Source organism: Aliisedimentitalea scapharcae (assembly GCF_045277565.1).
Lineage (GTDB): Bacteria > Pseudomonadota > Alphaproteobacteria > Rhodobacterales > Rhodobacteraceae > Aliisedimentitalea > Aliisedimentitalea scapharcae.
On sequence record NZ_CP123584.1, the window covers coordinates 721,214 to 737,741 of the forward strand.

The window sequence follows — 16,528 nt, forward strand, 5'->3', positions numbered from 1 at the left end:
AAGAACACTCAAGGATGCGGACCGGAAATGATTTCATCTGAAGACCTGATTGCGCTGGTCCGCAATTACAATCCAAAAACCAATGCTGAACGATTGGCGCTGGCCCATGAATTTGGCGAACAGATGCACGAAGGGCAGACCCGCCATTCGGGTGAGCCCTATTTCACGCATCCTGTTGCGGTCGCCGCGATCCTGACCGAACAGCGTCTGGATGATGCCACCATCATCACCGCCCTGCTGCATGACACCATCGAAGACACCAAGGCGTCTTATGGCCAGGTGGCGGAATTGTTTGGCAAGGAAGTTGCCATGCTGGTCGATGGCGTTACCAAGCTGACCAACCTGCAACTGTCGAGCCGGGAAACCAAACAGGCCGAGAATTTTCGCAAGCTGTTCATGGCCATGTCCAAGGACCTGCGGGTTATTCTGGTCAAACTGGCCGACCGTCTGCACAACATGCGCACGATCAAGGCAATGCGCCCGGAGAAACAGGCGCAAAAGGCCCGCGAAACCATGGACATCTATGCGCCTCTGGCGGGGCGCATGGGGATGCAATGGATGCGCGAAGAGCTGGAAGATCTGGCGTTTCGGGTGCTGAACCCCGAAGGGCGTCAGTCGATCATCCGCCGGTTCATCACCTTGCAGCGCGAAACCGGCGATGTGATCCACCGGATCACCGGGGACATGCGGTCGGAACTGGAAAAGGCCGGGATCGAAGCCGAAGTGTTCGGCCGGGCCAAGAAACCCTATTCGATCTGGCGCAAGATGCAGGAAAAGGAACAGGGGTTTTCGCGCCTGTCCGACATCTACGGCTTTCGCATCATCACCGAGAGCGAAGAAGATTGTTACCGTACCCTGGGCGCGATCCATCAACGGTGGCGTGCGGTGCCGGGCCGGTTCAAGGATTACATCAGCCAGCCCAAGACCAACGGCTATCGGTCGATCCACACCACGGTGTCGGGACGCGATGGCAAACGAGTCGAAGTGCAGATCCGCACCCGGCAGATGCATGACGTGGCTGAAACCGGTGTGGCGGCGCATTGGTCCTATCGCGACGGGGTGCGCACCGAAAACCCGTTTGCCGTTGATCCGGCGAAATGGATTGCCAATCTGACCGAACAATTCGATGCCGAAGAAGATCACGAGGATTTCCTCGAGGCGGTCAAGCTCGAGATGTATTCGGATCAGGTGTTCTGTTTTTCTCCCAAGGGCGACGTGGTCAAACTGCCTCGGGGGGCGACGCCGATCGACTATGCCTATGCAATCCACACCCGGATTGGTCATGCCTGTGTCGGGGCCAAGATCGACGGCATTCGGGTGCCGCTGTGGACCCGGCTGAAAAACGGCCAAAGCTGTGAGATCATCACCGCCGAAGGTCAGACCCCGCAGGTGAGCTGGTTGGAGATTGCCGTGACCGGCAAGGCGCGCACCGCCATTCGCCGCGCCCTGCGCGAAGCGGACCGTGAACGGTTTGTCAAACTGGGGCGCGAATTGGCGCGGGTCGCATTCGAGCAGGTCAACAAAAAGGCCACCGACAAGGCGTTGGATACCGCGGCCAAGAACATGCGCCTGAGTGGACGCAATGAGCTTTTGGCGCGGCTGGGCAGCGCCGAATCCACCGCGCATGACGTGATCCAAGCGGTGTATCCTGATCTGGCACCCGACGAGGGCGAACAGATTTCTCCGCGCCGCGCGGTGATCGGTCTGGAACCGGGCCAAAGCTTTGAGCGGGCACCCTGTTGCCAGCCCCTGCCGGGGGAACGCATCATCGGCATCACCTATCGGGGGCGGGGCGTTGTCGTTCATGCGGCCGATTGCGATTCTCTCAGCCGCTACGAAGAGCAGCCTGAACGCTGGGTGGATCTGCATTGGAATGCCGGGACCCATCCCGCCGTCTATGGCACCACGTTGGATCTGACCATTGGCAATGATGCGGGTGTGCTGGGACGTATTTGCACATTGATTGGTGAGAAGAAGGCCAATATCAGCGATCTGGAGTTTTTGGATCGCAAGCCGGATTTCTATCGGCTGAGGACAAATGTCGAATTGAGAGATGCCGAGCAATTGCATTCTCTCATGCTGGCATTGGAAGCAGAAAGCGATGTGGCTGCGGTCGAGAGATTTCGTGAAACGGTGTCGCCTGCTCCGGCGGCGCGATAGGTCGAAACAGGATCAATTAGAGGGCGACATCGTTGGTTTTCAGACGCCGAGACCGTCGCTCCGTGTTGCGCACAATATGGGAGTTCCTCTGGCCCCGCGGTGGTTGGAAGCGTGCGTTCCTGTATGTCAAACACCGGGTCCGCCGGCTCCCTGATTCACCGCAACGGATTGCTCGGGGTGTCTGGGCCGGGGTGTTCACCACCTTTACGCCGTTTTACACGATGCATTTTCTGGTGGCGGCCCTGATCGCACGCGGCATGAATGGCAATATCCTCGCCGCGCTCAGCGCGACCTTCTTTGGCAATCCGCTCACCTATGTTCCGATTGGTGTCGTGTCGCTGAAAACGGGGCATTTTCTGTTGGGGACCGAATTCGATGAAACGGTCGACAAATCACTGGTCGGAAAATTCGTCGATGCCAGCAAGGATCTCGCTGACAATCTGCTCGCCCTGATGATGGATCGCCCTGCCGATTGGGAAGGGTTGAAGCTGTTCTTCAACGAAGTGTTCTATCCCTATCTGGTGGGCGGGTTGATCCCCGGTGCGATCACCGCCACGGCGGCCTATCTTCTGACGCTGCCGCTGATCGCGGCCTACCAGAAACGGCGCCGCTCCAAGATCAAGGCGAAATTCCAGGCCATCAAACGCAAGGCTGAAGAGCAGTGATGCGGAATCGCTGAGGGTCGGGGCGGAAAACTGGTTTCACCCGCCCGATTTGCATCCTAATGTCGGCGCATAGCGGATCAGAGGAGCTGTGTGCATGTCCGGGAATAAACTGCGTTTGGGCGTGAATATCGACCATGTTGCCACGGTGCGAAATGCACGCGGCGGGGCCTATCCCGATCCGGTCCGGGCGGCCATCCTGGCCGAGCAGGCGGGCGCGGACGGGATCACGGCGCATCTGCGCGAAGATCGCCGCCACATCGTTGATGCGGATATCGAACAGTTGATGGATGCGCTGAGCGTGCCGTTGAATTTCGAGATGGCCGCGACCGAGGAAATGCAGCAGATCGCGCTGCGTCATAAACCCCATGCGGTGTGCATCGTGCCGGAAAAGCGCGAGGAACGGACAACCGAAGGCGGGTTGGAAGTGGCGCGCGAAGAGAACCGGCTGGCCCATTATATCGCGCCGCTGCGGGACGCCGGGTGCCGGGTGTCGATTTTTGTCGCAGCCGAACAGAAACAGATCGAAGCCGCGCATCGCATTGGTGCCGAAGTGGTGGAGCTGCACGCCGGGGCATTCTGTGATGCCCATTCCGAAGGGCGGTTTGACGATCGCGACCGTGAATTCGAGGCGCTGCGCAATATGTCGTCCTTTGCCCATTCATTGGGGTTGGAGGTGCACGCGGGGCATGGGTTCACCTATGATTGTGTGAAACCGGTTGCGGCTTTTCCAGAGGTCATGGAACTGAACATCGGCCATTTTCTGATTGGCGAGGCGATTTTTCAGGGATTGCAGCCGGCGATTGCCGAAATGCGCCGCCTGATGGACGAGGCGCGTAATGGATAGCGCCCAATATCTGATCCCTGTCTGGGCGATCATAACCGGATGGATCGTTGCGGGCGGCAGCCCGGGGCCAACCAATATGACCATTGTTGGCACGTCGATGTCATTGGGGCGCGGTCCGGGGCTGTTGGTGTCCAGTGGCGTTTTGGTCGGATCGGCCACCTGGGGTATCGCGGCGGCATTGGGGTTTTCCGCGATCATGATGTCCAATGTCTGGGTGTTTGAAACCGTGCGTTATGCCGGTGCGGCCTATCTGTTGTATCTGGCGGTGAAGTCGCTGCGCTCAGCCTGGCAGGGGGGATCGGTTGTGCCCGTTAAACCCTCTGGCCGGTCGCTGTTCACCAAGGGGATCCTGTTGCATCTAACCAACCCAAAGCCGGTTCTGGCCTGGGGGTCGGTTTATGCCATTGTGCTGGCCCCCGGTGCGGAATGGGCGACTGTCTGGCAGCTGTTTGGCACTTTGATCTGCACGTCTGCGTTTGTGTTCTGGGGCTATGCGTTGCTATTTTCCTGGGCCCCGGTGGCGCGGGTTTACGCGCGATCACGGCGGTGGTTTGAATTGACATTTGGCCTGTTGTTCGGCGCGGCCAGCATCAAGATTCTGACCCTGCGGCTGACATGATATTGGGCATCGGCACCGATCTGGCGAATATCGAGCGTATTCAAAGAACGCTGGATCGGTTCGGGGATCGGTTCCGCAATCGGGTGTTTACTGAAACCGAACAGCGCAAAGCCGAACGCCGCCGCGATGTGGCGGGAACCTATGCCAAACGTTGGGCTGCCAAGGAGGCCTGTTCCAAGGCGTTGGGCACTGGTCTGCGCATGGGAATCGCCTGGAAAGACATGTCTGTGACCAACCTGCGTACGGGGCAGCCAGTGATGCATGTGACGGGATGGGCCGCAGATCGCCTGGCCAAGATGACACCGCCCGGACACAAAGCGGTCATTCACGTGTCCCTGACCGATGATCACCCCTGGGCCCAGGCCTTTGTCGTGATCGAGGCGCACCCCTGCGCTGGTGATCCTGCGTCGCCTTGACTTCGTCCCTTTGGCCCCGCATGTAGCCCCAATAGTCCCCAACCCCACTCGGAGAGCTTTATGGCCACCAAAGCCAAGTCCGGAAATGCCATTGTCGAGACCATCAAGACCATTGTCTATGCGCTTTTGATCGCCGGTGTCTTTCGCACCCTGTTCTTTCAACCGTTCTGGATCCCGTCGGGGTCGATGAAAGAAACCCTGTTGATCGGGGATTTCCTGTTCGTGAACAAGATGGCCTATGGGTATTCCTATGCGTCCTGCCCAACGGTTTCGATTCCGGTGGTGGGGTTGAATGTGGATGCCGAAGACGTCTGTGGATTTCTGGACGGGGACAACACCCGCCTGTTTGGTGGCGATCCTGAACGCGGCGATGTGGTGGTGTTCCGCCACCCTGTTTCGGGGCGCGATTATATCAAACGGCTGGTTGGCCTGCCGGGCGACAGGGTCCAGGTCAAGGACGGAATCCTGTATCTGAACGGCAAGATGGTGCCACAGACGCCGGCCGGAAACTTTGACGAAGTCATGGGGCGTCAGGGCCCCCAGGGGTTGACCCCGCGCTGCGGCAACGGACCTGTGGGCGAAGGTGGAACCTGTACCAAGACCCGTGCCGTTGAAACCTTTGACAATGGCAACGAACATGTCGTTCTGAATATTGGCAGCCAGGCGTCGGATCACACGCCGGTGTATCTGGTGCCCGAAGGGCATTATTTCTTTATGGGTGACAACCGGGACAATTCGGCAGACAGCCGTTTGCCGCAGGCGGCAGGCGGGGTGGGGTTCGTGCCCTATGAAAACCTGATCGGGCGCGCGGATCGCATCATGTTCTCGTCAGCGGGCCGATCCATGTTGTATTTCTGGACCTGGCGCAGCGATCGATTCTTCAAGGGGGTCAATTGAAACTCTCGGCCGACATAAAGGCACTGGAAGACCGGATCGGGCATGAATTTGCCCGCCCCGAGCTGTTGATTCGTGCGTTGACACATGCGTCGATTTCCTCGTCCACCCGCCCCGACAATCAGCGGCTGGAGTTTCTGGGGGATCGGGTTCTGGGGTTGGTGATGGCCACTGCGCTGTTGGAACATGACAAATTGGCGTCCGAGGGGCAGCTGGCCCCGCGGTTCAATGCGCTGGTGCGCAAGGAAGCCTGCGCCGATGTGGCCCGCGAGATTGATCTGGGATCGGTGTTGAAACTGGGTCGGTCTGAAATGATGTCGGGCGGGCGGCGCAAGCTGGCGCTGTTGGGTGACGCGATGGAGGCGGTGATTGCGGCCGTGTACCGCGACGCCGGGTTCGAGGCCGCACAGGCGATGATCCTGCGTTTGTGGGGCAGCCGGATCGGCACCGTCGAAGAAGACGCACGCGACCCCAAAACTGCCTTGCAAGAATTTGTGCAGGCGAAACGCCAAAAACCCCCGGCCTATGTGCTGGTGTCGCGCGATGGACCGGACCACCAGCCCATGTTCACCATCGCCGTGCGACTGGAAAGCGGCGCCGAAGCCCGGGCCACCGCCGGATCGAAACGTCAGGCGGAACAGGCGGCGGCAAAGACGCTGCTGGAAACTCTGGAGAATTCAAAATGACCACCCGCGCCGGATTTGTCGCCCTGATCGGAGAGCCCAACGCGGGCAAATCCACCCTGACCAACCGTATGGTCGGGGCCAAGGTGTCGATCGTCACCCACAAGGTTCAAACCACCCGCGCCCGGATTCGGGGTGTCGCCATCGAGGGCGAGTCACAATTGGTATTTGTGGACACTCCCGGTCTGTTCCAACCGCGCCGCCGTCTGGACCGTGCCATGGTGGCTGCGGCCTGGGGCGGGGCTGCGGATGCGGATGTTGTGGTGTTGCTGGTCGAAGCTCATCGGGGCGTGACCGAAGGTGTTGAGCGAATCCTCGAAGGGTTGCAGGGCATTGGCAAGGGGCGCACCGTGGCGCTGGCGATCAACAAAATCGACCGGGTGGCGTCGGAAAAGCTGTTGGGGTTGACCAAGGATCTGAACGATCGGTTTGATTTCGCGGAAACGTTCATGATCTCTGCCGAAAAAGGGCATGGGGTTGATCACCTACGCACCTGGCTGGCCGGCAAGCTCCCCGAAGGGCCGTGGCTGTACCCGGAAGATCAGATTGCCGATTTGCCGATGCGCATGATTGCTGCTGAAATGACCCGGGAAAAGCTGACCCTGCGCTTGCATCAGGAGCTGCCGTATCAATTGACCGTGGAAACCGAAAGCTGGCAGGAACGCAAGGACGGGTCCGCCCGCATTGATCAGGTCATCTATGTGATGCGCGACGGGCACAAGGGGATCGTTCTGGGCAACAAGGGCGAAACCATCAAATCGGTCTCCCAGGCGGCCCGGATGGAGCTGGAAGAGTTTCTGGGCCGCAGGGTACATCTGTTCCTGCAGGTCAAGGTGCGCCCCAACTGGCTCGAAGAATCCGAACGTTATTCGGAAATGGGTCTGGATTTCAAAGACGGCAATACATGACCGGGCTGGTCGCATCCTTTTGGGTTCAGGCCTATCTGACCCGGTTGCGGCTGTCCGACATTCCCGCTTTTGTGGTGTCGCACGGCGATGATGATGCCGGTGCGGTTCTGGTCAAGGTCAATACATTGGACGGTCAGGCCCAGGCGCTGCACCGATCCTATGATTTGATGAGCGGCGATCGAAAATGGGTCGAGCTGATCACTGGAGCCGAACCCGACGTGGACGCAGCCATCCAGCGTCAGAAGGGGTTCGACCCGGACCTGTGGGTGATCGAGCTGGAAGACCGTCAGGGACGCCACCTGCTGGGTGAGGCCGGGCTGGAATAGACTGGGCTGGAATAGCGCGGGTTAGGTGTGCCTGCCATGCGTTCTGAGCGCAATACAGCGTCCCCGGGCCGACACACCACGCCCCGACACACCACGCCCCGACACACGACCAACCAACACATTGCCGCCCGACACATTACCCCGGCCAAAGATCTCCGCCCAAGTGCGCTGATCGGGCTGGCCAGGTGCGGGTGCCCCCCGGATCTGTTGTGGCAGAACCGCGCTGCTGGCGGCAGGGTTGCAGTTCGTCTGGGGATGCGATCTGGTATCGGGGCGACAGGCAAGGCGAGGAACAGGGTATGGAATGGCGCGATCAGGGAATCCTGCTGTCCATGCGCCGTCATGGCGAAACGTCAGCGATCATTGATGTCTTTACGGCGGAACACGGGCGGCACGCCGGGGTTGTCCGGGGTGGCACCAGCCGCAAGCTGGCCCCGATTCTGCAACCCGGAGCCCAGCTGGACGTGACGTGGCGGGCCCGGCTGGAGGACCATCTGGGCAGCTATCACCCCGAACCACTGCGCAGTCGCGCGGCGGCGGCGTTGTCGGGGCGGTTTGCCTTGGCCGGGCTGAATACGGTCACTGCGCTGTTGGGCTTTTGCCTGCCAGAGCGGGAGGCCCACCCGGCGTTGTATCGCCAATCCGAGCAGCTTTTGGATCTCTTGGGGCAAGACGACATCTGGGGATTGGCCTATTTGCGGTGGGAAATGGCCCTGTTGAACGAAATGGGGTTCGGGTTGGACCTGTCGACCTGTGCCGTAACCGGAGCGCGGGACGGGCTGATCTATGTGTCCCCCAAATCCGGGCGGGCGGTGTCGCGCGATGGTGCGGGCGATTGGGCACACAGGCTGTTGCCGCTGCCGCCCATCTTGCGGGGCGAGGGCGACGCATCAGACGATGAAATTGTTATGGCCCTGCGCACGACGGGGTTCTTTCTCGAATCCAGGCTGGCCCCGTCGTTGGGCAATCGCGCCTTGCCAGAGGCACGCGGTCGCTTTGTCGATGCGTTTATTCGTCGGCTTTAAACAGCATCTCGCGGCCATCTTCGGCGCGCAGCACCAGGGTGTTGCCGGAGACTTCGGATTCGGTCATCGCATCCAGCGTGGAGAGGAACAAGTCTTCTGCATCCAGGTCGGGGCAGGCCATTCTGGTGGCAATCACCGGCCCCGTGTCGAACCACGGATAGGGGGCCTCCATGATGGCCGAATACCGGTTGCAGGGTGCCTGACCTGCGATCTGCCCGCGGTCAGGGAATGTCAGCGTGGCGCGGCTTGCAAACGGCTGTCCGTCGATTTCGACCAGGGTCCACACCCGATCCCCGCCCCCATAGCCGGATACGGTTTCATCGCTTTGACACGCGCCGGGTATCAGAAAGGCCAAGATCATCATGAAGCGCATAGATGGAAACTCCGGTTTGTTGACGGGCGGTTTGGCGCTGATGGGTCCCTGTATGGCGCACGCGGTGCCGGGGTCAGACCAACCGATTGTCGATTAGATATTGTCCGGCTTCGCGAATACCAGTGCGGACGTCGCGGAAGTCGATCCCGAGCAGATCGCGGGCCTTGCTGTTGGACACTTGTGGTGACGTCCCGAGAATCGGAAGGATGGACCGGATTTCGGCGTCAAACAGGCTGAGAAAGCGAACGATGAGATTGGGCGCGACGCGTGTTACGATCCGGCGGTCGGGAAATGCGCCTTTCAGGGTCAGGGCCATGTCCGCATACCACAGCGAGCGGTCCACCCCGAGGATGCGCTGGCCCGCGCTGTCGGGGCGTTCCATGGCCCGAATATGCATCAGGGCAATGTCGCGCACATCGACACAGGGCATCCCGAAACGTGCCAGCATCGGATCCTTGCTGGTGATCAGCCGGACAATCACGTCAATCGACGATCCATAGTTGTTGTCCAATGGTGGCCCCATGACAAAGGTCGGGTTGATCATGGTGATCTGCATGTCGGGGGCGTCTTTGGCCTGCCAGTCCCAGACTGCGCGTTCGGCCAATGTCTTGGATTTCACATAGGGCGTGACCGACGGGTAATCCAAATCGCTCCAGTCCTCTTCATCGTATGTCGTCTTGCCCTGTGGCAGGTCGCCGTTCATCACCGCGACAGAGGACGACGTCATGATCACCCGGTTGATCCCGGCGGCCTTGGCGGCGTTGACCGCGCGCAAGGCCCCGTCAACCGCCGGGCGGATCAATTCGTTCTCGTCCTTGGGCTGGGCGATGGGAAAGGGCGATGCTGTGTGCATCAGCACGTCCACCCCGGTCATCGCGGTGTCCCATCCCGGATCGGACATCAGGTCCAATTGCACAACCCTGAGCCGGGACAATGCATTCGGATCGGTCAAATGGGGGGCCAATGCGGTGTGCAGCTCGGCTTCGCGTGCCATGTTTCGCAGCGATCCGACAACGTGATAACCGGCATTCAACAGCTGCAATACAAGGTGTTTGGCAATATATCCTGTCGCGCCAGTGACCAGAACAGTTGTTTCAGGCATGTTGGTTCCCCCAAGTTGCTAAGGCATCAGGATCGGGGAATTTCAGATTAATACAAGCGGGATGATCATTCGGTACTGTTGGGACCGGCCGGAGCAGGGGCGTTGCTGATGATCGCGGCCACCCGGTTGCCGATTTCGTCGCTGGCCTTGAGCGACGGGTGGATCATGTCGATGCCATGAAAGGACCTGTCACCATGCGGCACCAGATCCGCGAGCGACAGGAAATGCACCCCCGGATCCAAGTCGGCCAGCTTGTCGATCCGGCGCTCCAGTTCTTCGCCCTCGTCACGGCAATGTTCGATCGGAGATCCCAGACCGGGGCTGCGCAGATAGCCGACATAGATGACCTGTGCGCCGGTTTGGCGCAGTTTGTACAGAAATCCGGGAATCGTGCCCCGGCGCCCATCTTCGGAAATGAGTTTGTTCATCTTGCCCTTGCAGACAAAACACCCGCACCCCAACCACAAATCATTGCCACCGCCGTTGACGATTACCCAATCCCAGTCGCCTGTGCGGAACTGTTTGGGGATGCTCATTCCGGCAGCACCCGACACCGGCAGGTTATAGATCATGCGGGCCCCGATGACCGACCGGTCCACCACTTCTTCGTTCAGTTGCTGTTCCACAACATTGGAAATGGCGCGTCCCGTCATGCTGTGAGTCGCCATCAGCGAATCCCCGACAGCCAGAATGCGGGCCTCGCGGGTTTCGCTTGGGACTTCACCGCAACCGGACAAAAACAGAAAAGGAGCTAAAAACAGACCAAGGCGGGAAAGCATGATGTGGGTTTAATCCGTGTACTGGGTGTTTGGGGCTATGCGATTCATTTATCATTTAATGTAAACCAAGGGCGGAATTATGGCGACCGAGCTCGGGATCCGTGTATTCCGCAGGATCCGGGTCGTTTTTGATCAGACCGTGCGGCATTTGGAACGGGACGCCCAATCCAGGATGTATTCCAATGCCCCGCGCCTCAGCCACTTCCATGAACTTCAGGACCATCTGCCTGCTGTTGCTGTTAGCCGTTGTTTGGGGTGGCTCATTTTTCTTTGCCGAGATTGCGCTGCGTGAGGTACCGCCGTTGACCATCACGCTGCACCGGGTGCTGTGGGCGGTTCCGCTATTGATGGTGATCGTTTGGGTCAAGGGGATCCGTTGGCCACGGTCGGCGCGTGTCTGGGGCGCTTATCTGGTGATGGGGGCGTTGAACAACGCCATCCCGTTTTCATTGATCTTCTGGGGGCAGACGCAGATAGAAAGCGGTTTGGCATCGATCCTGAATGGCACCACCGCCATGTTTGGCGCGGTTGTGGCAGGGGTGTTGCTGGTTGATGAACCGCTGACCGCCCGAAAGCTCATCGGGGCAGGGTTGGGGCTGGCAGGGGTTGCCTTTATCATGGGGCCATCGGCGCTGAGCGATTTCAACCCGGGCAATCTGGCGCAGCTGGCCATTTTGGGGGCGGCGCTATCCTATGCATTTGCCAGTGTCTGGGGCAAGGTGGCCCTGTCCGGGCAACCGCCGCTGATGAATGCCCTGGGGATGCTGATTGGTAGTACAGTGTTGATGATCCCGATTGTGATTGTCATTGACGGGCCGCCGAATCTCGGGTTGTCAGCCAGTGTCTGGGGGGCATTGCTAGGGGTCGCGGCGCTGTCGACTGCGCTGGCTTATGTGCTGTATTTTGCGATCCTGGCACGAGCCGGGGCCGCGAACCTGATGTTGGTGACGCTGTTGATTCCGCCGTTTGCCATCGGGTTGGGCGTATTGTTTCTGGGCGAGCGAATGGGGCCCGAGGCGTGGATCGGTTTCGCTATTATCGCTGTCGGCTTTGCCGTCACCGATGGTCGATTGTTTGCGTTGCGGCGTCGGATCCGTGCTTGAGCGTGGTTCAAAAAAGAAGGCCCGGCACAAATGGCCGGGCCCAAGGTTCGGGGAAATCCCCGGGGAGTGTTCGAGTTATCCCAGAAGGCGGCGCGCAATGACCTGTGCCTGAATTTCGGCAGCACCTTCAAAGATGTTCAGGATCCGTGCGTCGCACAAAACGCGGGAAATCTTGTATTCCAGGGCAAAACCGTTGCCGCCGTGGATTTGCAGACCATTGTCGGCCGCCGCCCAGGCGACGCGGGCCCCCAGCAGTTTTGCCATGCCTGCTTCGAGGTCACAGCGGTGTCCGTGGTCCTTTTCCCAAGCCGAGAAATAGGTCAGCTGACGGGCGATCATGATTTCGACGGCCATCATCGCCAGCTTGCTTGAGACGCGCGGGAAGTCGATCAGCGATTTGCCGAACTGTTTGCGGTCCTGGGCGTATTGCATCCCGATATCCAGCGCACATTGCGCCACGCCGATGGCGCGGGCGGCGGTCTGGATGCGGGCGGATTCAAAGGTTTCCATCAGCTGTTTAAAGCCTTTGCCCTCTTCGCCGCCCAGCAGGTTTTCGCCTTTGACTTCGAACCCGTCAAAACCCAGTTCATATTCCTTCATGCCGCGATAGCCCAGCACTTCGATCTCGCCGCCGGTCATGCCGGGCGTGGGAAAGGGGGCGTCATCCGTGCCGGGGGTCTTTTCGGCCAGGAACATCGACAGGCCCCGGTGATCGGTGGTGTCGGGATTGGTGCGGGCCAGCAGGGTCATCACATGGGTGCGGGCGGCGTGGGTGATCCAGGTTTTATTGCCTGTCACCTTGTAATTGCCATCCTCGTCTTTGACCGCGCGGGTGCGCAAGCTGCCCAGATCGGACCCGGTGTTGGGTTCGGTAAAGACCGCGGTAGGCAGGATTTCGGCGCTGGCCAGTTTCGGCAGCCAATTGGCCTTTTGTTCGTCGGTGCCGCCGCACAGGATCAGCTCGGCCGCGATTTCAGAGCGGGTGCCAAGGCTGCCGACGCCAATATAGCCGCGCGACAGTTCTTCGGACACGACAACCATCGACGCCTTGGACAGGCCAAAGCCGCCGTATTCTTCGGGGATGGTCAGACCAAAGACACCCATTTCGGCCAGTTCCTCGATGATTTCCATCGGGATCAATTCGTCCTTGAGGTGCCAGTCATGCGCGTTGGGTTCCACGCGTTCGACGGCAAAGCGGCGGAACTGTTCGCGGATCATTTCCAGCTCTTCGTCCAGGCCGCTGGCCCCGACGGTGATATTGGCGGATTGCTCCTGCATCAATTCGACCAGACGGGTGCGGGCGTCCTGGGTGTTGGCGGATGCCATCAGGGTCTGTACTTCGGCGCACTGGAAGCCCGAAAGCGCGTCCCAGCCGAGGCCCAGTTCCTGCAGGCGCACGACTTCGCCCTGGTTCATCGGGATGCCGCCGGCCAGCTGGTGCAGGTATTCGCCGAATGCGATCTGGTGGATCAGCTGTTCGATCTCGCCGAACTTTCCGTCCGCTTGCAGGCGCTCGGCCCAGGCCTGCATCTGTTTGAGCGATTGTTCATAGGTTGCCAGCCACGACAGACCGTGCGCAGCCGATTGGTGGCGTTCCATCAGCTTGCCCGATACGCGGCCATCCTGGCTGACCAGCGCCCGGACCGCTTCGCGGCCCTGTTCGAACAATTGCGTGACCGGTGGCAGGGCTGCTGCCGTCAGGGTCAGAAGATCGGGGAGAAGGGGCGCGTTTGCAGTATCGGCGGTCATATGCAGGTCCTGTCCGTCGTGAGCCATGAATCACATCCTATTTCGAGTTGCTTGGTCGTAATCACTTTGCAGGTGCAGCGCAACAAAAATACGTTGCACTGCGGCATTTGTTGCAAAAGTTGCGTGGATATTTTTGCGCGTGCAGAAAAATCAGATAGTGCTAAGACAACCAAATGGAAGCGATTTTATCTCTGATGACCCCGGCCGAGTTTGTTTTCGCCGCGATGGTTGCCCTGATGGGGGGCATGATCAAAGGTATGGTCGGATTTGGGATGCCGATGATCATGATCACGGGGCTCAGCACATTTCTGTTACCCGAACTGGCGTTGGCCGGGCTGATTTTGCCAACGGTCGCCAGCAACGCCATGCAGGCCCTGCGACAGGGGCCACGACAGGCCTGGGCTTCGGTGTATCGGTTCCGGGTTTTTCTGATGGTCGGATTTGTCTTTTTGATGGCGAGCGCGCAACTGGTCCCGCAACTGGAGCCACAGACGTTTCTGTTGGTTCTGGGGGTTCCCATTTGTGTCTTTGCCGGGATTCAGTTGCTGGGCGTGCGGTTCCAGATGCACCAACAGACCCGGTCGGCGGACTCTTTGTTTGGTCTGATGGCCGGGCTGGTTGGTGGGATGTCCGGCGTATGGGGCCCGCCGACGGTCTTGTATCTGACCGCACTGAATACACCCAAGACTGAACAGGTTCGGGTGCAAGGGGTCATCTATGGGTTGGGCGCGTTGGCGTTGGTCGGTGCGCATTTGGGGTCTGGCGTTTTGCGGCTGCAGACCCTGCCGTTGTCGATCGGTCTGATCGCGCCCGCTGTTGTGGGCATGTGGTTGGGCACCAAGGTGCACGACCGGATTGATCAGGCAACGTTTCGCAAAGCGACATTGATCATCCTGACAGTCGCAGGTTTGAACCTTGTGCGCCGGGGGCTCATGGGCTGAGCGGTAGTGCGCGCGGGCCGGGTTGAAAAGGCATGAAAACAAATGCGCCCGACAGATCCGGGGATCCGTCGGGCGCATGTTTTACGACAGTCAGACTGTGGTATCAGCCAATGGCTGCGGCTTTTACATCGTCGTCGATGTAGGGCAGATATTGCTGGAAGTTTTCCGAAAACATCTGAACCAGCTTTTCCGCCTGCCTGTCATAGGCGGCCTGATCATCCCAGGTCCGGCGTGGATCCAGCAGCACTTCGGGCACACCAGCCATAGAAACCGGAACGTCAAAGCCAAAGTTGCTGTCCTTGCGGAATTCGGCCTCGACCAGTGATCCGTCCAGCGCGGCGGTCAGCAGGGCGCGGGTTGCCTTGATCGGCATCCGCGACCCGATGCCATAGGCCCCACCGGTCCAGCCGGTGTTGACCAGCCAGCAGGTTGCGCCGTGCTGGGCGATCTTTTCACGCAGCAGGTTGCCGTAGGCTTCGGGACGACGCGGCATGAAGGGCGCGCCAAAACAGGTCGAGAACGTCGGTTCCGGCTCGGTCACGCCGCGTTCGGTTCCGGCCACTTTCGAGGTAAAGCCCGACAGGAAGTGGTACATCGCCTGTGCCGGTGTCAGCCGCGCGATCGGAGGCAGAACACCAAAGGCGTCACAGGTCAGCATGATGATGTTCTTGGGGTGACCACCCATGGCGCTGCTGGACGCATTGGATATGTATTCGAGCGGATAGGCACAGCGCATGTTGGCGGTCAGGCTGTCATCGTCGAAATCCAGTTCCTTGGTTTCCGGGTCAAACACCATGTTTTCGATGACGGTGCCGAATTTCGACGTCGTCGCGTAGATTTCCGGTTCGGCTTCGGCATTCAGGTTGATGGTCTTGGCATAGCAGCCGCCTTCAAAGTTGAAGGTACCACGGTCCGACCAGCCATGTTCGTCATCCCCGATCAGGGTGCGCGCAGGGTCTGCGGACAGGGTCGTCTTGCCGGTGCCGGACAGGCCAAAGAACACGGCCGCGTCAACCGGGTTGCCGGTGGCGTGGTTGGCAGAGCAATGCATCGGCATGATGCCTTTTTCGGGCAGCAGATAGTTCAGCAGGGTAAAGACGGATTTCTTGTTCTCGCCGGCATATTCTGTGCCACCGATCAGGATCATCTTCTTGTCAAAGTTCATCGCAATGACAGTTTCGGACCGGCAGTCGTGTTTGGCGGGGTCCGCCTGAAAGCTGGGGCAGTTGATGACGGTGAAGTCGGACACAAAGTCGTTCAGGTCTTCGCGGTCGGGGCGGCGCAGCATGGTGCGGATGAACAGACCGTGCCATGCCAGCTCGGTCACCATGCGAACATTGATGGCATGGGCCGGGTCGGCACCGCCAACCAGATCCTGGACGAAATAGTCCTTGCCCTTCATGTGTTCGAGCATGTCGGCATGCAGGGCATCAAAGCCTTCGGGCGACATCGCGGCGTTGTTTTCCCACCAGATGGTGTCAATCACGCTGTCGGTTTTGACGACATGTTTGTCCTTGGGCGACCGGCCTGTGAATTTGCCGGTGGTGACCAGGAAGGCCCCGCCGTTGCCCAATGTGCCTTCGTCGCGCTTCAGCGCTTCTTGGATCAGCGCTGGCTCCATGTAGTTGTAATAGACATTTCCCAGTCCCTCGATGCCCTGATCCTCGAGGCGGAATTGCGGGTTAACCCGTCCAGATGTCATGCGTTTTTTCTCCTGTGTCGGCGCGCGGGCCAAATTCCTGTTGGCAGCGCCGTGGGGCAATAAGATCGAAAATCCTTCGATGGGCGCGGTCTTAACATGACGTTTCGGGGCATGAACAGGACGGTTTGGCGCAGTTAGCGCCATCAAGGCAAGGTTTAGCGCAACCAAGGTTTTTGGGGTCGGTAACTGGGCAAAGATTCAGCGAATGATAATGTATTTTTGCCGAAATGGTTCCGAAT

At 59.5% G+C, this 16,528-nt stretch carries 17 protein-coding genes; 12 read left to right on the forward strand and 5 right to left on the reverse strand.

Annotated elements, in window-relative coordinates:
- Positions 1–27 precede the first annotated feature (27 nt).
- The 10 genes from QEZ52_RS03405 to recO all read left to right on the forward strand — a co-directional run bounded on the left by QEZ52_RS03405 (position 28) and on the right by recO (position 8,540).
- Positions 28–2,160, forward strand: coding sequence for a bifunctional (p)ppGpp synthetase/guanosine-3',5'-bis(diphosphate) 3'-pyrophosphohydrolase (locus tag QEZ52_RS03405; protein ID WP_406647988.1), 2,133 nt, complete (start codon positions 28–30; stop codon positions 2,158–2,160).
- Positions 2,161–2,192: 32 nt separating this feature from the next.
- A complete protein-coding gene (locus tag QEZ52_RS03410) occupies positions 2,193–2,825 on the forward strand; it encodes a DUF2062 domain-containing protein (protein ID WP_406647990.1) in 633 nt (210 codons plus the stop codon).
- A 94-nt stretch (positions 2,826–2,919) separates the two neighbouring features.
- Positions 2,920–3,669 (forward strand): pyridoxine 5'-phosphate synthase, encoded by a 750-nt coding sequence (locus QEZ52_RS03415; RefSeq protein ID WP_406647992.1) that lies wholly within the window; start codon positions 2,920–2,922, stop codon positions 3,667–3,669.
- Positions 3,662–4,288 carry a LysE family translocator gene (locus QEZ52_RS03420; protein ID WP_406647994.1) on the forward strand — a complete coding sequence of 209 codons (627 nt, stop codon included), beginning with the start codon at positions 3,662–3,664 and terminating at the stop codon, positions 4,286–4,288. Before QEZ52_RS03415 ends, QEZ52_RS03420 begins: the two co-directional genes overlap by 8 nt.
- Positions 4,285–4,704 (forward strand): holo-ACP synthase, encoded by a 420-nt coding sequence (gene acpS, locus QEZ52_RS03425; protein ID WP_406647996.1) that lies wholly within the window; start codon positions 4,285–4,287, stop codon positions 4,702–4,704. Before QEZ52_RS03420 ends, acpS begins: the two co-directional genes overlap by 4 nt.
- Before the next feature lie 60 nt (positions 4,705–4,764).
- Positions 4,765–5,601 carry a signal peptidase I gene (gene lepB / locus QEZ52_RS03430; protein WP_406647998.1) on the forward strand — a complete coding sequence of 279 codons (837 nt, stop codon included), beginning with the start codon at positions 4,765–4,767 and terminating at the stop codon, positions 5,599–5,601.
- A complete protein-coding gene (gene rnc / locus QEZ52_RS03435; protein ID WP_406648000.1) occupies positions 5,598–6,284 on the forward strand; it encodes a ribonuclease III family protein in 687 nt (228 codons plus the stop codon). The genes lepB and rnc overlap by 4 nt, the downstream gene beginning before the upstream one ends.
- Positions 6,281–7,189 carry a GTPase Era gene (gene era / locus QEZ52_RS03440; protein ID WP_406648001.1) on the forward strand — a complete coding sequence of 303 codons (909 nt, stop codon included), beginning with the start codon at positions 6,281–6,283 and terminating at the stop codon, positions 7,187–7,189. The genes rnc and era overlap by 4 nt, the downstream gene beginning before the upstream one ends.
- Positions 7,186–7,515 (forward strand): DUF1491 family protein, encoded by a 330-nt coding sequence (locus QEZ52_RS03445; protein WP_406648004.1) that lies wholly within the window; start codon positions 7,186–7,188, stop codon positions 7,513–7,515. Before era ends, QEZ52_RS03445 begins: the two co-directional genes overlap by 4 nt.
- Before the next feature lie 299 nt (positions 7,516–7,814).
- Positions 7,815–8,540 carry a DNA repair protein RecO gene (recO, locus tag QEZ52_RS03450; RefSeq protein WP_406648005.1) on the forward strand — a complete coding sequence of 242 codons (726 nt, stop codon included), beginning with the start codon at positions 7,815–7,817 and terminating at the stop codon, positions 8,538–8,540.
- Here the strand turns inward: recO and QEZ52_RS03455 are convergent.
- From QEZ52_RS03455 to QEZ52_RS03465, 3 genes are all read right to left on the reverse strand, one after another.
- On the reverse strand, positions 8,524–8,913 hold the full coding sequence (locus QEZ52_RS03455; protein ID WP_406648006.1) for an META domain-containing protein: 390 nt from the start codon (positions 8,911–8,913) through the stop codon (positions 8,524–8,526). The genes recO and QEZ52_RS03455 overlap by 17 nt on opposite strands.
- A gap of 73 nt (positions 8,914–8,986) precedes the next feature.
- Positions 8,987–10,015, reverse strand: coding sequence for an SDR family oxidoreductase (locus QEZ52_RS03460; RefSeq protein WP_406648007.1), 1,029 nt, complete (start codon positions 10,013–10,015; stop codon positions 8,987–8,989).
- Positions 10,016–10,080: 65 nt separating this feature from the next.
- Positions 10,081–10,794, reverse strand: coding sequence for an SGNH/GDSL hydrolase family protein (locus QEZ52_RS03465; RefSeq protein WP_406648009.1), 714 nt, complete (start codon positions 10,792–10,794; stop codon positions 10,081–10,083).
- A gap of 182 nt (positions 10,795–10,976) precedes the next feature.
- On the opposite strand from QEZ52_RS03465, the gene QEZ52_RS03470 reads away from it, so the two are divergent.
- A complete protein-coding gene (locus tag QEZ52_RS03470) occupies positions 10,977–11,897 on the forward strand; it encodes a DMT family transporter (RefSeq protein WP_406648011.1) in 921 nt (306 codons plus the stop codon).
- A gap of 75 nt (positions 11,898–11,972) precedes the next feature.
- Here the strand turns inward: QEZ52_RS03470 and QEZ52_RS03475 are convergent, their stop codons facing one another.
- Positions 11,973–13,673 carry an acyl-CoA dehydrogenase family protein gene (locus QEZ52_RS03475; RefSeq protein ID WP_406648012.1) on the reverse strand — a complete coding sequence of 567 codons (1,701 nt, stop codon included), beginning with the start codon at positions 13,671–13,673 and terminating at the stop codon, positions 11,973–11,975.
- 146 nt (positions 13,674–13,819) lie between these two features.
- On the opposite strand from QEZ52_RS03475, the gene QEZ52_RS03480 reads away from it, so the two are divergent.
- Positions 13,820–14,587, forward strand: a complete 768-nt coding sequence (locus tag QEZ52_RS03480; RefSeq protein WP_406648013.1) for a sulfite exporter TauE/SafE family protein — start codon at positions 13,820–13,822, stop codon at positions 14,585–14,587.
- Between the two features lie 103 nt (positions 14,588–14,690).
- On the opposite strand, the gene QEZ52_RS03485 is transcribed toward QEZ52_RS03480, so the two are convergent.
- The gene (locus tag QEZ52_RS03485) at positions 14,691–16,289 is read right to left on the reverse strand and encodes a phosphoenolpyruvate carboxykinase (ATP) (RefSeq protein WP_406648014.1); all 1,599 of its coding nucleotides are present in this window, start codon (positions 16,287–16,289) and stop codon (positions 14,691–14,693) included.
- Positions 16,290–16,528: the final 239 nt, after the last annotated feature.

Coding starts and splice junctions, on each gene's coding strand:
- QEZ52_RS03405 (WP_406647988.1), top strand. CDS start 28: ATGATTTCATCTGAAGACCTGATTGCGCTGGTCCGCAATTACAATCCA.
- QEZ52_RS03415 (WP_406647992.1), top strand. CDS start 2,920: ATGTCCGGGAATAAACTGCGTTTGGGCGTGAATATCGACCATGTTGCC.
- QEZ52_RS03420 (WP_406647994.1), top strand. CDS start 3,662: ATGGATAGCGCCCAATATCTGATCCCTGTCTGGGCGATCATAACCGGA.
- acpS (WP_406647996.1), top strand. CDS start 4,285: ATGATATTGGGCATCGGCACCGATCTGGCGAATATCGAGCGTATTCAA.
- lepB (WP_406647998.1), top strand. CDS start 4,765: ATGGCCACCAAAGCCAAGTCCGGAAATGCCATTGTCGAGACCATCAAG.
- era (WP_406648001.1), top strand. CDS start 6,281: ATGACCACCCGCGCCGGATTTGTCGCCCTGATCGGAGAGCCCAACGCG.
- QEZ52_RS03445 (WP_406648004.1), top strand. CDS start 7,186: ATGACCGGGCTGGTCGCATCCTTTTGGGTTCAGGCCTATCTGACCCGG.
- recO (WP_406648005.1), top strand. CDS start 7,815: ATGGAATGGCGCGATCAGGGAATCCTGCTGTCCATGCGCCGTCATGGC.
- QEZ52_RS03455 (WP_406648006.1), bottom strand. CDS start 8,913: ATGCGCTTCATGATGATCTTGGCCTTTCTGATACCCGGCGCGTGTCAA.
- QEZ52_RS03460 (WP_406648007.1), bottom strand. CDS start 10,015: ATGCCTGAAACAACTGTTCTGGTCACTGGCGCGACAGGATATATTGCC.
- QEZ52_RS03465 (WP_406648009.1), bottom strand. CDS start 10,794: ATGCTTTCCCGCCTTGGTCTGTTTTTAGCTCCTTTTCTGTTTTTGTCC.
- QEZ52_RS03470 (WP_406648011.1), top strand. CDS start 10,977: ATGCCCCGCGCCTCAGCCACTTCCATGAACTTCAGGACCATCTGCCTG.
- QEZ52_RS03475 (WP_406648012.1), bottom strand. CDS start 13,673: ATGGCTCACGACGGACAGGACCTGCATATGACCGCCGATACTGCAAAC.
- QEZ52_RS03480 (WP_406648013.1), top strand. CDS start 13,820: ATGGAAGCGATTTTATCTCTGATGACCCCGGCCGAGTTTGTTTTCGCC.
- QEZ52_RS03485 (WP_406648014.1), bottom strand. CDS start 16,289: ATGACATCTGGACGGGTTAACCCGCAATTCCGCCTCGAGGATCAGGGC.